The organism is Pseudonocardia sp. NPDC049154 (assembly GCF_040648315.1).
Taxonomy (GTDB): Bacteria; Actinomycetota; Actinomycetes; order Mycobacteriales; family Pseudonocardiaceae; genus Pseudonocardia.
In genome coordinates this window covers 118,187-133,493 of record NZ_JBEZDN010000005.1, presented here as the reverse complement: position 1 = coordinate 133,493, position 15,307 = coordinate 118,187, and the positions used below count along the sequence as shown (strand labels likewise).

16 protein-coding genes are annotated in these 15,307 nt (G+C 72.8%); 4 read left to right on the top strand and 12 right to left on the bottom strand.

Annotated features, from left to right (window positions below):
• Positions 1-37: 37 nt before the first annotated feature.
• From AB0B41_RS05210 to AB0B41_RS05165, 10 genes are all read right to left on the bottom strand, one after another.
• Entirely contained in the window at positions 38-781 is a 744-nt protein-coding gene (locus AB0B41_RS05210) for a carboxymuconolactone decarboxylase family protein (protein ID WP_358199147.1), read from the bottom strand.
• A complete protein-coding gene (locus tag AB0B41_RS05205) occupies positions 778-2,154 on the bottom strand; it encodes an MFS transporter (RefSeq protein ID WP_358199144.1) in 1,377 nt (458 codons plus the stop codon). The genes AB0B41_RS05210 and AB0B41_RS05205 overlap by 4 nt, the downstream gene beginning before the upstream one ends.
• An 82-nt stretch (positions 2,155-2,236) precedes the next feature.
• Positions 2,237-3,418, bottom strand: coding sequence for a thiolase family protein (locus tag AB0B41_RS05200; protein ID WP_358199142.1), 1,182 nt, complete (start codon positions 3,416-3,418; stop codon positions 2,237-2,239).
• A 490-nt stretch (positions 3,419-3,908) separates the two neighbouring features.
• A complete protein-coding gene (locus AB0B41_RS05195; protein WP_358199140.1) occupies positions 3,909-4,547 on the bottom strand; it encodes a TetR/AcrR family transcriptional regulator in 639 nt (212 codons plus the stop codon).
• Between the two features lie 14 nt (positions 4,548-4,561).
• Positions 4,562-5,419, bottom strand: coding sequence for a MaoC/PaaZ C-terminal domain-containing protein (locus AB0B41_RS05190; protein ID WP_358199137.1), 858 nt, complete (start codon positions 5,417-5,419; stop codon positions 4,562-4,564).
• Positions 5,416-6,558: a CoA transferase gene (locus AB0B41_RS05185; protein ID WP_358199135.1), complete on the bottom strand. Its 1,143-nt coding sequence runs from the start codon at positions 6,556-6,558 to the stop codon at positions 5,416-5,418. The genes AB0B41_RS05190 and AB0B41_RS05185 overlap by 4 nt, the downstream gene beginning before the upstream one ends.
• Positions 6,555-7,670 (bottom strand): hypothetical protein, encoded by a 1,116-nt coding sequence (locus AB0B41_RS05180; RefSeq protein WP_358199133.1) that lies wholly within the window; start codon positions 7,668-7,670, stop codon positions 6,555-6,557. Before AB0B41_RS05180 ends, AB0B41_RS05185 begins: the two co-directional genes overlap by 4 nt.
• 1 nt (position 7,671) lies before the next feature.
• Entirely contained in the window at positions 7,672-8,115 is a 444-nt protein-coding gene (locus AB0B41_RS05175; RefSeq protein ID WP_358199131.1) for a hypothetical protein, read from the bottom strand.
• Positions 8,112-9,140 carry a phosphotransferase family protein gene (locus tag AB0B41_RS05170; RefSeq protein ID WP_358199129.1) on the bottom strand — a complete coding sequence of 343 codons (1,029 nt, stop codon included), beginning with the start codon at positions 9,138-9,140 and terminating at the stop codon, positions 8,112-8,114. The genes AB0B41_RS05175 and AB0B41_RS05170 overlap by 4 nt, the downstream gene beginning before the upstream one ends.
• A gap of 62 nt (positions 9,141-9,202) precedes the next feature.
• Positions 9,203-9,769, bottom strand: a complete 567-nt coding sequence (locus AB0B41_RS05165) for a hypothetical protein (RefSeq protein WP_358199126.1) — start codon at positions 9,767-9,769, stop codon at positions 9,203-9,205.
• A 181-nt stretch (positions 9,770-9,950) separates the two neighbouring features.
• On the opposite strand from AB0B41_RS05165, the gene AB0B41_RS05160 reads away from it, so the two are divergent.
• Positions 9,951-10,769: an SDR family NAD(P)-dependent oxidoreductase gene (locus AB0B41_RS05160; RefSeq protein ID WP_358199124.1), complete on the top strand. Its 819-nt coding sequence runs from the start codon at positions 9,951-9,953 to the stop codon at positions 10,767-10,769.
• Positions 10,770-10,812: 43 nt separating this feature from the next.
• Positions 10,813-11,247, top strand: a complete 435-nt coding sequence (locus AB0B41_RS05155; protein ID WP_358199122.1) for an ester cyclase — start codon at positions 10,813-10,815, stop codon at positions 11,245-11,247.
• A gap of 82 nt (positions 11,248-11,329) precedes the next feature.
• Here the strand turns inward: AB0B41_RS05155 and AB0B41_RS05150 are convergent, their stop codons facing one another.
• Both AB0B41_RS05150 and AB0B41_RS05145 read right to left on the bottom strand, forming a co-directional pair.
• Positions 11,330-11,539 carry a hypothetical protein gene (locus AB0B41_RS05150; protein ID WP_358199120.1) on the bottom strand — a complete coding sequence of 70 codons (210 nt, stop codon included), beginning with the start codon at positions 11,537-11,539 and terminating at the stop codon, positions 11,330-11,332.
• The gene (locus tag AB0B41_RS05145; RefSeq protein ID WP_358199118.1) at positions 11,505-11,723 is read right to left on the bottom strand and encodes a nuclear transport factor 2 family protein; all 219 of its coding nucleotides are present in this window, start codon (positions 11,721-11,723) and stop codon (positions 11,505-11,507) included. Before AB0B41_RS05145 ends, AB0B41_RS05150 begins: the two co-directional genes overlap by 35 nt.
• A 1,034-nt stretch (positions 11,724-12,757) precedes the next feature.
• Between AB0B41_RS05145 and AB0B41_RS05140 the strand changes: the two genes are divergently transcribed.
• Together AB0B41_RS05140 and AB0B41_RS05135 are read left to right on the top strand one after the other, a co-directional pair.
• On the top strand, positions 12,758-13,540 hold the full coding sequence (locus AB0B41_RS05140; RefSeq protein ID WP_358199116.1) for a GntR family transcriptional regulator: 783 nt from the start codon (positions 12,758-12,760) through the stop codon (positions 13,538-13,540).
• Positions 13,541-13,678: 138 nt separating this feature from the next.
• Complete coding sequence (locus AB0B41_RS05135) at positions 13,679-15,301, top strand: amidase (protein WP_358199113.1); 1,623 nt, start codon at positions 13,679-13,681, stop codon at positions 15,299-15,301.
• The last annotated feature ends 6 nt before the right edge of the window (positions 15,302-15,307 follow it).

Sequence of the window (15,307 nt, the reverse complement as noted above, 5' to 3'; positions counted from 1 at the left end):
GGCGGCCTGTCGTTCCGGATCTGCTCGGGACGGCCGGTCAGGGACCGGCGACGTCCCTCGAGTCGATGACTCCCTGGGCGGCGGGCAGCCACGACGCGACCCCGGCGAACGGCATCGCCGTCAGGGTCGCCTCGACGAGCTGCTCCTCGGTGGCGCCCGCCCGGCGGGCGCCGCGGGCGTGGATCGCGACGAACCGGGCCTGGTACTCGGCGGCGTTCACCGCACAGAGCAGCAGCTCCATGTCCCTCGCGGGGAGGGGCGTCTCGCCGAGGGCCGCCTCGCGCATCAGGAAGTAGCCCTCCAACGCCCGGCCCGCCCGCTCGCCCAGCAGCTCCACGTAGTCCGGGACGGCGCCGAAGTAGTTCTGGAAGTAGGCGTAGGCCCCCGCCACGTCTGCCTCGGTCGTGCCGGGCGAGGCGTCGATGGTGACCGGGCCGCCGTAGGCGCGCTCGGCGGCCGTGACGAACAGCTCGTGGGGCCTCACACCGCGTGAGATCAGCAGCCCGACCGCGGCGCCCGCCACCTGGTCGGCGCCGACGTCTTCCTTGTGAGCCGTCGTGAGGAAGTGCTCGAGGAGCCCCTCGTCCCGCTTGACCGCGCAGATCGCGGCCGCGAACAAGGCTTTCAGCCCGGCGGGCAGAGCGCCGTCGGTGACGATGACGTCTGACACCCGCGCGAGACCCTCGGCGAACTTCGGGGCGTTGTCCCCGAGCGCCCTCAGCCACGGGGCGTCGGGCAGCAGCTGCCCGGCCCGGTCGACGGCATTGTCGCCTGCGTTCATCGGCCCGTCCTCTCGGTATCCGGCTGGGTGGCCTCCGCGAAGGAGTCCGCCGCGCCGCGGAACTTCGGCAGTCGCATGGTCCACAACGACCCCGCGATGGTGAGCACGCCGCCCAGCAGGAAGATCAGGGCCAGCGGCAGCGTCGAGCCGCCGAGGTCCTCGGCCCACGCCAGCGCCGGGATCGGCAACAGCGCGCCGCCGATCACGCTGGCGATCGCGAAGGCGAACGAGAGCCCGAAGTACCGCAGCCGGACCGGGAAGTGCTCGCTCATCGTCGCGCCGATGACGCCGTTGGTGAGCCCGTAGTTGACCAAGCCGACCGTCATGCCGATCCACAGCAGGACCTGCGACCCCGCCGACACGAGCGCATAGCCCGGGAAGGCCCAGACGACGGTGAAGATGCCGCAGATCAGCAGCACCCGCTCCTTGCCGATGCGGGCGCCGAGCCAGGCCGAGGCGATCGTCACGGGCACGACCACCACCGTGGCGATGAGCATGCCGATCTCGACGTCGGAGGCCGTGAGCCCTTCCACGTGGCGGGGTACGAAGGCCAGCAGGCCGGTCGCGAAGGTCAGCACCGCGATCGCGGCGGCCTGCCAGTTGAGGATCATGGCGACGATGGCCTTGCTGCCCTCCCGCAACGTCACCCCGACGCTCGCGCGGGGCACCGTGCTGCTCTCCGAGCGCCTCATGGCCTCGACGAACTCGGGCGTCTCCTCGATGCGCGTGCGGATCACGATGCCGATCACGATCAGCACCGCGCCGACGAGGAAGGGGATCCGCCAGCCCCAGGCCTGGAAGGTCTCGGGTGCCACGACGGTGCCGACCAGCAGCAGTGAGCCGGCCGCCAGCCCCACTCCGAGGGTGGCGCCCACCTGGGGGATCGCACCGAAGAGGATCTTGCGCCGCTCCGGCGCATGCTCCACGGCGATGAGGATCGCCCCGCCCCACTCGCCGCCGTAGGCAAGTCCCTGGAGGACCCGGAGGGTGACGAGAAGGATCGGCGCCGCCGCACCGATCGTGGCGTACGTCGGCAACAGTCCGAGCAGGACGGTGGCCAGACCCATCAGGCCCAGCGTCAGGATCAGTCCGCGCCGGCGGCCGAGCTTGTCACCGATCCGGCCGAACAGAATGGCCCCGAGCGGGCGGACGACGAAGGCGACGGCCTGGCTGGAGATCGCGAACAGGGTTCCCGCCCACGGCGCCGCGTTGGGGAAGAACAGCGGCCCGAACACGAGGGCCGCGACGAACGAGTACAGGATGAAGTCGTAGATCTCGATCAGGTTGCCGATGGCCGACGCCGCTGCGATCTTGCGCAGCGACAGCCCGGTCCGGGTCGTGCCGTCGGCGACCGTGCGGTCGCCTCGGTCCATCACCACAATCCCCGCCTCCTCGAAGGGATACCGGCCGTCCTCGCGTCCCGACGACGCGGGCGACGGCCCCGTGCCCCGAGCGTCAGAGCCGCTCGAGGATCATCGCGTTGGCCATTCCGCCCGCTTCACACATCGTCTGCAGGCCGTACCGCCCACCGGTCGCCTCGAGCGCACCCAGCATGGTGGTGGTCAGCCGCGCGCCGGACGCCCCGAGCGGGTGTCCGAGGGCGATCGCGCCACCGCGCGGGTTGAGCCGGTCCGGGTCCGCGTCGAACTCGGACTGCCAGGCCAACGGCACGGACGCGAACGCCTCGTTGACCTCGTAGTGGTCGAGGTCCCCGATCGACAGACCGGCCCGGTCTAGCACCCGGTGGGTGGCCGGGACCGGGGCGGTGAGCATCGTCAGCGGATCGTCGCCGCACACCGCGAAGCCGGCGAACCGTGCGCGAGGGGCGAGGCCGAGCTCGGCCGCTGCTCGCTCGGAGACCAGGAGGATCGCCGAGGCGCCGTCCGTGATCTGCGACGAGTTGCCCGCCGTGACCGACCAGGAGATCTCCGGGAATCGCTCGGCGACTCGCGGGTCGGCGAACGCCGCCTTCAGGCCGGCGAGCTTCTCGACGGTGGTTCCCCGTCGGATGGACTCGTCCCGGTCGACGACGGTGTCGTCCGGCAGCGCGATCGGGACGATCTCGTCATCGAACGCACCCGAGTCCGCCGCCTCGCCGGCCAGCCGGTGCGACCGGGCCGAGTAGTCGTCGAGCTGTTCACGCGACAGTTTCCAGCGGGCGGCAACCAGCTCTGCGGCAACGCCCTGCGACACCAGGCCCGGGGCGTACCGCACGGTGACCGAGGGTCCGTGGATGTCCGCCTCGAGTCTGTTGCAGCCCATCGGGACCCTGCTCATCGACTCGACGCCGGCCACGACCACGACGTCGTACTGCCCCGAGGCGATGCCCGCGGCCCCGAAGTGGATCGCCTGCTGGCTCGACCCGCACTTGCGCTCGACGGTGACGGCCGGGACGTGCTCCGGGAATCCCGCGGCCAGCCAGGCCATCCTGCCGACGTTGCCGGACTGCTCGCCGGCCTGACTGACACACCCCGTCACCACGTCGTCCACCCGTCCGGGGTCGATCCCGGTCCGGCGGAACAGACCGGCGATCGTCTGCGCCAGCAGTTCCACCGCGTGCACTCCCGAGAGTGCGCCTCCCGGCTTGCCCTTCCCCATCGGCGACCGGACTGCGTCCACCAGATAAGCCTGCTGCATCACGCCTCCTACTCAGGATTACTATATACATGGATTCGGTGAGCGGAAGCCCCTGCGACCCCGCGTCGTCCCGGGCCACGCGGCCGCCTGCGAGCTCGCGGGTGGTCGAAGCGGGGACCCGCGCCGCCGTCGTCGGACCGGGCGGCGACAGCTCGACCCGACGGCTGCACGCCGACCCGGTCCTGGTCCACGACCTGAGGGGGAACAGCGGGTTCCGGCGGTTCGCCGATGCCCGAAGCCGCTCGTCGCCGTCCCGGAGATGTTGTGCCGCCGGGCGATCGTCGGGCCGGCCCCTCACTCGCCGGCGTCGGTGGTTCGTGCTCGCATCGGGGAGATCGGGGTGTGTGTGCCGAGCACGAGGAGGACCTGGAGCCCGGCCACCTCGACCGAAGCGAGGACCTCCCTGATCACCCGGGTCGCCGTGGGTTCGATCCTCCGCGTCGAGGGGCCGCCGGGAGTGACGACGCCCACCTGGGTACGACGGCGGGGTCTACCGTTCGGCGTCGGCGCGCCGATCGCCGACGATCGCGAGCGCGAAGCCGACGTACTGTGCCGCGATCTCCTCCGGCCGCTTCGGTCCGCCCGGGGTGTACCAGTCCGCGACCCCCTGACAGAGCACCAGGACGGCCCGCGTCGCCTCGTGGGGATCCGGGCTCGAGAAGTGGCCGCAGGCATGTGCGGCCTCCACCTCGCGCAGCACCATCTGCTCCAGCTCGTCCCGCAGGGCGACGTGCTGGCTGCGGTAGGGCTCGTCGAGGGCGTGGATCTCCCGGGCCGCGTGCGCAAGCCGCCTGCGGTGCGTCATGTAGAGGACGATGTTCTCGACCAGGGCGGTGAACCGCTCCCGGGGGTCGTCCCCGGCGTCCGCGAGCGCGGCCCGGCTGCGGGCCATCACGTCCTCGTTGGACGTCCGCAGCAACGTGGCGAGGATCTCCTGCTTGCTCCGATAGTGGTGGTAGAGCCCGGGGACCGAGAGCCCGGCCTTCGTAGCGATCGCGCGCACCGTGGTGCCGTGGTAGCCATAGCGGACGAAGACGTCCAGCGCGGCATCGAGCACGTCCGGCAGGGTGCGGTCGTGGGTGTAGGTCCGCCAGTCCGACACGGCAACGCCCGTCTCCCTCCCCGCCATGGCGCCGCCTCCTGTCACAGACCGCGATCGTAGGTGACCTCGGCGGCGACGTGGCGGCCGCGGGCGTGATCACCGGTCACCGTCACACCGCAGCCGGTGCCCACCGGCCGCACCTTCCCGCGCAGGGCAAGCTCGTCGCCCGGGAAGCACGGTAACGCGAGCCGCAGCCGCAGCGCGGTGCAGTGCCCGTCCGGGACCAGGGCGCCGGCGCAGCGGTGGACCAGGCCGGCGGTGGTGACGATGGAGGCGATGATGTCCGCTAGCCCCTGGGCGCGCGCGACCTCGTGGTCGTGGTGCACCGGCTCGTGGTCGTTCGACGCGAGCGCGGCCGCCACGATCAGCGTGCGGGTCATCGGGACCACGAGCGGGTCGCCGGGCGCGGGCTCGGGTGGCCCGGCGGGCGCGCGGCGCACGGGGGCGGGATCGAAGTACAGGGTCCGGGCGCGCATCCGGCCGACCAGACCGGTCTCGTCCCCCATCTCGAAGCCGATCGTGACGAACCGGCCGCGCCCGAGCGCGGTGTCCTTCGGCGGCGAGACCGCCTCGATCCACGACCGCTCGCGCAGGAGCATCCCAGGCCTGATCGGGCGCAGGTACTCCTGCTCGTAATCCGTCGCGACGACCGCGCTCAGCCCGGCCTCGCGGGCGGCGGCCCGCGCGCGGGCGTGCAGGGTCGGCTGCGCACGCGTGGCGATCGGCATGGTCCAGGTCTGGAGCATCGCGGGCGGCGCGACGGGGTCGGGCCCCAGGTAGCGCGGGTCCGTCTCGCCGATCGCGGCGCACCACGTGCGGACGGCGTGCTCGCTGACCGGGACCTCGGCCACCCGCGTGCCGGTCAGTCCGTCGAGAGCGGCCGCGAGGTCGGCGCTCACGAGCCGAACCGGACATCGTCGGCGGGCAGCTCGCGGCGTGGCTGCAGCTCCCGCTCCCGCGTGCGCTCCAAGCGGACCGGGCTCGCGACGCCGTGGCCGGGACCGACCCGGCGCAGCAACCCGCTCTCGGCGGCCAGCGGGTCCGCGATCACCCCGGCGTAGTCCTTCACCTCGGCGACCAGCACACCCACCGCGCTCAAGCGGGCGACCCACTCCGCCACGGTGCCTGCGGCGAGCCGCTTCTCCAGCAGCTCCACGAGCTCGGCCCGGTGCCGGGCCCGGAGCACGCCGTCGGCGAAGCGCCGGTCGTCGACCAGCTCGGGGGCGCCGAGGGTCCGGGTGAACGCGCGCCAGTGCGGGTCCAGGTAGGCGCTGACGACGATCTCCCCGTCCGCGCAGCGGAGCAGGTCCGCGGGGGCGGTGAGCGGTGCGCTGTTGCCCGCGCGCGGGGACTGGACGCCGGTCATCAGGTACTCGGTGAGCGGACCGGTCTGCAGGTGCAGTCCCACATCGTAGAGGCTGACCCGCACCACGTCCCCGCGGCCGGTGCGCTCGCGGCGGAACAACGCCGCCAGAATGCCGTGGCACAACGTGTGCCCGCACGCTGCGTCCACCGCGGTGAACCCGATCTTGGTGCCGGGCCGGTCCGGGTAGCCGGTGGTCGAGATGATGCCGCTCTCGGCCTGCACCACGATGTCCACGCCGCCGCGGGTGCGACCGACCGGGCCGCGGCCGAAGCCCGAGACGGACGCGTAGACCAGCCGCGGGTTGCGGGCGAGCAGCTCCGCCGCGCCGAGCCCCAGCCGCTCCATCACGCCGGGGCGGGCGGCCTCGATCACCACGTCCGCCTCGTCGACCAGCTCCAGGACCCTCGCCCGGCCCTCCGCGCTGCGCAGGTCCAGCCGGATCAGCTGCTTGTCGCGGTTGTAGCCGACGAAGACCGGGGAGTCCGGCAGGCCGGCCGCGGCGAGGGAGCGCAGCTGCCTGCCGCCGTCCCCCTGCGGGGGCTCGACCTTGATCACGTCCGCTCCGTAGTCCGCGAGCAGCAGGCCCGCCGACGGCCCGGCGACCATCTGGGCGAGCTCCAGCACGCGGATCCCGGCGAGCGGGAGCTCCTCGGCACCCACGTCGGCGCTCACGTCAGGCCCAGCCACGGCAGCCGTCCACTGAGGATCAACGTCATGCTCCCCTGCCCGCGGCTCACCGAACCCGCGCGCTCCAGCTCCACCGCGACCGGCTGGATCCGGTGCCAGTGCTCGTCGGTGCGCCCGTCCGGGTACTCGATCACCGACGGGTGCGAGACGTCCCAGACGTCGTGCTCCAGGACCTCCTCGCCCCGCCAGACGCCGAGCCCGCCGCGGTCGGCGTAGCCGCCCGAGTAGCCGAGGCCCTGCATCGCGATCGCGGGACCGAGGGCGGCACAGCGGAAGGTGACCGCGCTGCCGTCCTCCAGGGTGGCGTCCAGCGTGCAGTCGCTGAACCGGCGGGTGCCCTCGTGCAGCGCCACCTCCAGCTCGGTGCCGGAGACCGACTGCACGTCCGCTGTGCCGTCGCGCGGCGCGAGGTCGCCGGTCAGGTAGCCCGGGTCCTCGCCCCGGCGCTCGAACAGCACGTGCCCGGCCGCGGCGTCGGTGGCGAAGAACAGGAAGGCCATGGCGAAGCCGCGCTTCCCCAGGTCCTCCTTCGGCCCGGTGACCGGCTCCTTGATCCCCATCCGCGGGCGCACGCCCCAGGAGTGGTCCCGACAGGACCACCACTCGGCGACGTCGATCCGCTCGTCGCCCACGCTCAGCGTGCCGCGCAGCGTGCCGATCTGGTCGAAGCGCCGATAGTCCTCGGTGACGCGGCCGCGGCGGCGGGCGAAGTGCGGGCGCTCCTCGGCGGCCGGGAGCAGCCCGCACCACGTCAGCTCACCGGAGACACCGTGCTCCCCCGGATCGATCGTGATCCGGAACTCCTGCAGGGGCACGGTCGGGCGGACCCGCAGCGGTCCGCAGACCGTGTCGACCTCATGCCCCAGGGAGCGCGACACACGGACGTTGTACTGCCGACCCCGGTGCACGACGACCGCGCCGCCGTCGAGGACGTTCATGTTCCGGTAGACGCCCATGGTCACCTGGACCGCGGCCGAGCCGTCCGGGGCGTACCCGGCGAACCAGTAGCGGTCGAAGAACCGGGGATCGCTGGTCCCGACGTGGTCGAAGGTCGTCGGGAGCTGATGCCAGAGGGTGTCGTCGAGACTGGTCAGCACGTCAGCCCGCCGACCTCGGGGTGTCCGGCACCATGCGCAGCGGGTAGCGGCGGGTCCGCTCCGTCAGGTGGGCGACGACGGCCGCGTGCTCCGGGGTGTCGGTGTCCATCACCCGCACGGCCTCGCTGAGCAGCCCGCGCAGCTCGATGGCCCGCGTGTCCACCGCGACGGCGTCGATCGGGTCCGGGTCGAGGCCCACGGACGCGATCCGCTGCGCCAGCGGGCCGGGCACGACGGCGCTCAGCCGCTCGAGCAGCGCCCCGGTCTCCCGGATGTCCCAGTGCTGGAACGGCAGGTCGGCGGTCCAGCTCTCGCCCAGCGTTCGCAGGTTGCGGACCAGGCCCCGCAGGACCTCCGCCGCCGGGGTTCCGGCTACCTCGGGAGCCACCACCCGTTCCAGGACCGCGCAGGTCCCCTCGAGCTGTTCGGTGATCGTCGGCCTCACCGTGCGCCCTCCTCGATCATCCGCAGCATCGCCCGCACCAGCCACGTCGGGCTGTGGTGGACGCGGTCGAACCGGCCCGCGACGAACTCGTGCATACCGGTCAGCACGATCACGGCCAGCTTCCAGCAGGAGAAGACGTTCCACCAGGTCAGCTCGTCGGGGTCCACGGCGTGACCGGTCAGCTCCGTGTAGACCTCGACGATCCGCTCGCGCTCCCAGACCCCCGTGATCTGGTGCTCCCGGGCCCGCACGGGGTTGGTGATCCACCCGAGGTCCTCGAGCGGGTCCCCCAGGTGGGCGGTCTCCCAGTCCAACATGGCCGAGATGCCGTCGCCTAGCAGCAGCGCGTTGCCCGGCTTGAAGTCCCCGTGCACGAGCACGATCCGGGTGGCGGGCCGGGCCCGCTCGCGCAGCCAGCGCAGCACGACCTCCAGCTCCGGGACCGGCTCCAGCGCGACCCGGCGCAGCTCGCCCTCCCAGCGGTCGAGCTCGGACGCCGCCGCGTCCGGACCAGGGTCCTTCAGCACGGCGTCGAGCCCGAGGACCCGCCAGTCGACCTGCTGGATCCGCACGAGCATCTCGAGGAAGCCGCGTGCGAAGCCCAGCCGCACCGGTTCGGGCCGCGCCGAGTTGAGCACGAACCAGTCGCACTCCCCCTCGACCCGCTCCATCACCAGCGACGGGCTGCCCAGTACCGAGCCGTCCTCGTCCAGCCAGAACGCGCGCGGGGCGGCCACGTCGGTGGCCTCCAGCGCCCGCAGGACCGCGAACTCCTCGCGGCGGTCGGTGTCGAGCAGGCTGCCCGCCGGGTCCCGCCGCATGATCAGCGGCTGGTCGTGCGTGCCCTTCGCGTCCGTCCACGCGGCACGGAACACCCAGTTCTCCCGGGACAGCCCGCCGGACGTCCGGGTCAGGCCGGTGAGCCGGACGTGACCGGCTCCCCCGACCCGGTCCCGGACGAACCGCTCGAGCCGGGCGCCGACGTCCTCGGCGTCCTCCTGCTGATCGGCGACGGACCTCGCCACACCCACACCTCTCCTCGCGGCCGCACCCGGCCGCAGCTCGGACCCGCGCAACCCGCGGGAGCTCAGTCCCGCAGGAACGACCGCGCGACGGCGTGCAGCTCGGCGACCTCGAACATCTCGCCCTCGCCGATCTCCTCGTACGAGGGATCGGTGAGCATGAAGACGTCCTCGCCGATGAGCTTTGCGTTCTCGTCGTACTTCCAGAACATCGCCATCGGAAGCAGCTGCGCGTAGGTCCGGTCGTCCGCGGGCAGGTCCGCGCCCTCGCCGGCGAGCACCTTCCCGGTCGTGAACCTGACGAACTTCGAGTACGACGCGATGCCCCAGTCGTTCACCCAGCAGGTGTGGTCCTGGAAGGTCGAGACGACCTCGTTGACCGCGTTGTAGTAGCCCTGCACCGCGTCCATGCCCTCGTACGTGGCCAGGCTCGGGCCCCACTTCACGTGGTAGATCGGCTGGTCCACGGTCATCTCCGGGGTCAGGATCTTCTCGTCCTGCCCGCTGAATTCGAGCCCCGCGTGCCGCAGGAAATTGTCGAGAATCGCTCGTCGATGCGGGTCCTTCTCCGTCTCACTGGCATCGGCGATCACTTGCAGACAATCCCGGAACGCCTCGAGATAACGGTTCACGACGTCGTGCTCCTTCGCGTCTGGTCGGAAAGTCGCTGGCGGGACGCTTCTGACTGGTGGACGGGACGGTCCTCGCCGGTCCCGCCGCGAGCCGCCGGTGCACAACTTGACACACGCTGCGAAGAATTGCAACAGTGCACCCGAGCGAGCGCTCGGTCGGCCTACGAAGGAGTGGATCTCAATGACCGTTTCCGCACCGCAACCCACGGCGACCCGGTTCACCGGCAAGGTCGTCGTGGTCACCGGGGCCGGGGCCGGGATCGGCTGGGAGACGGCGCGCCGGTTCGCCGCGGAGGGCGCGCGAGTGGCCCTCTTCGAGCTCGACGCCGAGGCGGCGAAGGGCATCGCCGCGGTGATCGAGGCGGACGGCGGGAAGGCGCTGCCACTGACCGTCGACGTTACCGACGAGGAGGCCGTCGGCACCGCGGTGACGCAGGTGCTCTCGACCTGGGGCCGCCTCGACGTGCTGGTCAACAACGCCGGACACGGGGACCCGACGTTCGTGTCGGAGATGACGGTGCCGCAGTGGGACCGGATGCTCACACTGAACCTGCGCTCGGTGTTCGTGACCTCACGGGCGGTCTGGCCGGTGTTCACCGAGGCGGGCGGCGGAGTCATCCTCAACGCCTCGTCCATCACCGGGCGGATGGCGATGTACGGGCTCGCCGGGTACGGCGCGTCCAAGGCGGGCATCGCGACCGCCACCCGGGTCATGGCCATCGAGGGCGGCCGGTTCGGCATCCGGGTCAACTGCGTGTCCCCCGGCTACATCCTCACTCCCGGCTTCCAGGAGTTCATCGACCTCCAGGAGGATCCGAAGGCCTTTCACGACTCGATGGCGAACCAGTCGGCGCTGCGCCGCTTCGGCTCCCCCGGCGACGTCGCCGAGGCCTACCTCTATCTCGCCTCGGACGCCGCGGGCTGGGTCACCGGCACCGACCTCGTCGTCGACGGCGGGATCACCGCGGGCCAGTTGCCCGACCAGGACCCCCGCGGCTGACCGGCCGCACCGACCGCGCACGACACCGATCAAGGGAGATCAGATGAACAAGGAATGGGCGTCGGAGTACATCGAGTCCTTCGCGAAGGGACCGGAATACGTCCTGGCGCACTGGGCACCCGAGGGGCCGGTGGTGCACGAGGACCCCGTGCTCGGCCAGCGCAGCACCCGGCGGGAGGACATCGCCGCAACGTTCGCGACCTACGCCAACACCGACCCGGACAACGGCATCGGGATCCACGTCTTCGTCGCGGACGAGTACATCGGCGACGAGCGCAGCGGGGTCACGCACTGGACCTGGACCGCCGAGCACTGCGCCTCCTTCCTCGGTGTGCCGACGAACGGCAAGCGGATCCAGACCCGCGGGGTCTCGGTGAACGTGTTTGACGAGCAGGGCCGGATCGTGCGGGAGCTCGCCTACTGGGACGCGGTCGGCATCGCCGAGCAGCTCGGGGTCGGGCTGAGCAAGGCCCACTGAGCGACGCCGCGCCCGCGGGCCCCGCCAGGTGCGGGGAGCGGGCCCCGCGCGGCTCCGCCGCCTGCCTCGATCAGGTCGCCCATCAGTCGAAGAACTTGCGGCACCGGCGGGCCCGGATCTCGACCCGCCGGTGCCGCAGCCGCCATCCCGCCGGGATGCGGACGATCTCGTCGCGGTAGTCCCCCGTGACCGACAGGCCCTCGTTCGGGAACGCCACGAACTTGCTGTGGGCGCGCACCGTGTCCGGGTCGACCTCGTCAAGCGTGGTGTTCGGGGTGAGGTACGCGTACATGTTGCCCCTTGAACTCCGCAACCACGCCCGCCGGGCCGTGCACGTCCGGCCGGCCCGTCGCAGTGCGGTCGAACACGAAGTTCGGGGCGAAGACCTCGTCGACCCGCCCCCAGTCGTGGTCGTCGACCACGTGGCCGTAGTCGGCGAGCAGGGCATGGATCGCCAGGGTGTCCTCGGTGTTCATGGTCCCACCCTCCGACACGACGGTCGCTCGCTCCACCCGGGACGGACCGAACCACCCAACCCGGCCGCCGTGCTACCGCGGCGAGGCCGGGGTGGCCGTGCGGCCGCTGACCGTCGCCGCGACGCAGACCGTGTCCGAAGCGTTGCGCTCCTCCACCAGGACTGTCCGAAGCGTTGCGCTCCTCCACCCGGACGAGGACGAGGGACCGGCCGACGTGGTTGACGGCGGTCCGGAAGCGCAGCTCCCCGACGGCCGGCCGCAGGTAGCGCACCGTGACCGCGGCGAGGACCAGGTCCGAGCCCGCCCACTCCCGTTCCCCCACCATCATCACCGGCGTGGCGAGGATGCCGCCGTGCATCACGCCCGCCGGGTTGGCCAGGTCGGGGCGGGCCGGCACCACCAGGTCGGCGACCGCCTCGACACCGAGCAGCTCCCCGAGGTCCGACCCCGGAGCACGTCGCTGGGCGGGGGCGGCGGATCCAGCACGGCGGGGGCACTCCGGGCAGGTACCGCGCCCAGGTGGTGCCCAGGGCGAGCACGTGCCCGGCGGCGTCGAGACCTGGCGGCGGGCGAGGCCGCCCCCGTCGTCGAGCAGGACCGGCTCGGCCGTGGCAAGCAGCTCCCGACCATCAGTCGGCAGCCGCACCGCGATGTCCAGCGCCGGCTCCGTGGTGGCCGACCAGCGATCGGGCTCGCGGTGGTTGAGGATCGCCTGCCCGAGCGCGCCGTCCGGCAGCAGGCCGAGCCCGGTCGCGGACGGCTGCCCGCCGGGGCCCGCCAGTCACGGGCCGGTCGTCATCGGATCTCGGCTCGCCCGCGTGTCGCCCGGATCAGGCCCAGGCCGAACATCGTCTCGGGCCGCCCCGACGGGATCGTCACGATCCGCGGTACGAGGCCCACACCCGCTACACCGTCGCCCACGCGCCGACCCACTCCTCGCTCCTTGGACACATTCCCTGTCATCGTCGCTGCTTTCGTCACACGATGTGCCCGACGTCGACCGGCCCAGATCTAGACTCTCCGACGGAGGCGCGATGGACGGGACACCGGCGGGCCGCGGGCACGAACGCCTGGCCTGGGGTCGGCGCGCGCCCCGAGAACGCACGGCGCACGGCGTCCGCCGGCTGCGGGACCTGCTGCGCGCGGGGATGGTCCGGGCGGGCACCGCCGGCCGGAGACTGCCCGCCGAGAGCGAGCTCATGGCGGCCTACGGGGCCTCCCGCACCACCGTCCGGGACGCGCTGCGGCTCCTCCGGGACGAGGGCCTGGTCGCGCGGTTGCAGGGCCGCGGCACCGTGACGCTGGACCTGCCCGCCCTGATGTCGTTGCGCGAGTACCACGGGGTGGAGCCGCCCACGCCGTCGAGCCTGCTTAGCGGGGCGATCCGCTCGCACGTCCTCGAGGAGGCCGTCGTGCCCGCCCCCGCGGGACTCGCCGCGCTGCTCGGCCGCGAGCCCGGCGATCAGGTGCTCTGTGTGGACTACGTCGGGGTAGTGGGGGACGAACCGGTCGTCGTCGCCACCGACTACGTCCGGATGCCGGAGGCTGCTGCGGTGCGGGACACTCCGTTTCGTACCGACTGGTACGTCAGGCTCGCCGATGCCGGCCTGGTGGTCGAGGACACCGAGATCCTCTTCGAGGCGGGCCTGGCGGACGCGTTCGACGCCGAGCTCCTGACCCTCCGCCCCGGCGAGCCGATCATGATCATGGAACAGCTGCTGCGGGACGGCGCGGGCGAGACCTTCAACGTCGCGGTGATCCGCTCGGCGGGACGGCGGATGACCCTGCACTCCCGCCAGCGCAGGGACCGCGCCTGACCCGCGCGGACCCGCGGATCTTCGCGCGCCCGCCGAATCGCCGCTGGTCGGCGGCACGATGCCGGCGCGCGGGGCCGCGCATCCACCGCGTAGCCGGGCGGATGTCGTTCCGCAACTCGCCGTCCCGACTCTTCCGCCATGACCAGCGACGGCCCCCACACCCTCTCCGATGCGCTGCGCGCCCTCGCCGCCGGCACGACCTCGAGCGTCGAGCTGACCGAGGCCGCCCTCGCAGCGGCCGACCGCGACGACGCGACCCTCGGCGTCTTCGTCTCCCGCTTCCCCGAACGCGCCCGGGCGGCGGCGAAGGCCGCCGACGAGGCCCGGTCGGGCGGGACCGACCTACCGCTGCTCGGCGTCCCGGTCGGGATCAAGGACATCATCGCGACCGAGGACGGCGAGACGACGGGCCAGAGCCTCGTCCTCGACCGCGCGTGGGGAGCCGGAGACGCCGCCGTGGCCGCGCGGCTGCGCGCCGCAGGCGCCGTCGTCGTCGGCAAGACCACGACCATGGAGTTCGCGCTCGGCAGCCCCGACCCGACCAAGCCCTTCCCGCTGCCGCGCAACCCGTGGGACGCGACGCGGTGGGCGGGTGGGTCCAGCTCTGGCTCCGGAGCCGGGGTCCCCGCAGGGATGTTCCTGGGCGCCCTGGGCACGGACACCGGGGCCAGCGTGCGAATGCCGGCCGCGCTTTGCGGGATCACCGGGCTCAAGCCCACGTACGGCCGGGTACCCAAGTCCGGGGTGGTCCCGCTCGGGTACACCCTGGACTGCGTGGGACCGATGGCCCGCAGCGCGGAGGACTGCGCGCGGCTGCTCGCCGTCCTCGCCGGGCGGGCGGCGGCCGATCCCGCCTCGGTCGACGGCCCGCCCGTCGCGCCGCCCGCGGTCCCGGGCGACCTGGCGGGCCTGCGCGTCGGCTACGACCCGCTGCACGCCGTGTCCGGCACGGCCCGTGACCCCGGGCTCGATGCGCTCCTCGACGCCGCGCTCGACACCCTCCGCGAGCGGGGTGCGACGGTCGTTCCCGTCGCGCTGCCACTCTACGGCGAGGTCACCGCGGCGGCCGCCGTCTCGATCCTGGCCGAGGCCGCGGCCTACCACGCCCCGGACCTGCGGGACCGGTGGGAGGACTACTTCGCCTCGACCCGCGCCGGACTCGGTATGGCCGCCTTCGCCTCCGCAGCCGACTACGTGCAGGCCCAACGGGTGCGCCGGGCGGGCCAGGAGGCCCTCGGACGCCTGCTCCTCGAGGTCGACGTCCTGGTCACCCCCACCGTCGCGGCCGCGGCACCGCCGCTCGAGGCCGCCGGGGACTACGTCGGCTCTCTGTTCGCCGGGGCCGACCTGGCCTACCTCACCGCGTACTGGAACGCGCTAGGGAACCCGGCGCTGACCGTCCCGATCGGCTTCTCCACGGCAGGCCTGCCGTTGGCGATGCAGGTCGTGGGCCCCGCTTTCGGGGACGAGGCCGTCCTGCGGGTCGGGATGGCCTACCAGGAACGCACGACCTGGCACCTGGCCCGCCCCGAACCCACAGCCGCCCCCGTGGACGGCCCGGCCGCGCCCGCGGCGGGCAGCACGCTGCCGGCGCCGTCCGCCGGGGCACTGGCGATGCTGGACCAGGCCGACCTCGGTGCCGGACCCGCCGAGCGCACGGCGCTCGCCGCCGCGCTGCCGGTGGTCCGGGCCAACGCCGAACGGCTGCGGGACGTCCCCGGCACCCGCTACGCGGACCCGGTCACGGTGTTCCGCGCCTGACCGCCG

Coding starts and splice junctions, on each gene's coding strand:
- AB0B41_RS05200 (WP_358199142.1), bottom strand. CDS start 3,418: ATGCAGCAGGCTTATCTGGTGGACGCAGTCCGGTCGCCGATGGGGAAG.
- AB0B41_RS05155 (WP_358199122.1), top strand. CDS start 10,813: ATGAACAAGGAATGGGCGTCGGAGTACATCGAGTCCTTCGCGAAGGGA.
- AB0B41_RS05210 (WP_358199147.1), bottom strand. CDS start 781: ATGAACGCAGGCGACAATGCCGTCGACCGGGCCGGGCAGCTGCTGCCC.
- AB0B41_RS05205 (WP_358199144.1), bottom strand. CDS start 2,154: ATGGACCGAGGCGACCGCACGGTCGCCGACGGCACGACCCGGACCGGG.
- AB0B41_RS05150 (WP_358199120.1), bottom strand. CDS start 11,539: ATGTACGCGTACCTCACCCCGAACACCACGCTTGACGAGGTCGACCCG.
- AB0B41_RS05145 (WP_358199118.1), bottom strand. CDS start 11,723: ATGAACACCGAGGACACCCTGGCGATCCATGCCCTGCTCGCCGACTAC.
- AB0B41_RS05195 (WP_358199140.1), bottom strand. CDS start 4,547: ATGGCGGGGAGGGAGACGGGCGTTGCCGTGTCGGACTGGCGGACCTAC.
- AB0B41_RS05160 (WP_358199124.1), top strand. CDS start 9,951: ATGACCGTTTCCGCACCGCAACCCACGGCGACCCGGTTCACCGGCAAG.
- AB0B41_RS05140 (WP_358199116.1), top strand. CDS start 12,758: ATGGACGGGACACCGGCGGGCCGCGGGCACGAACGCCTGGCCTGGGGT.
- AB0B41_RS05135 (WP_358199113.1), top strand. CDS start 13,679: ATGACCAGCGACGGCCCCCACACCCTCTCCGATGCGCTGCGCGCCCTC.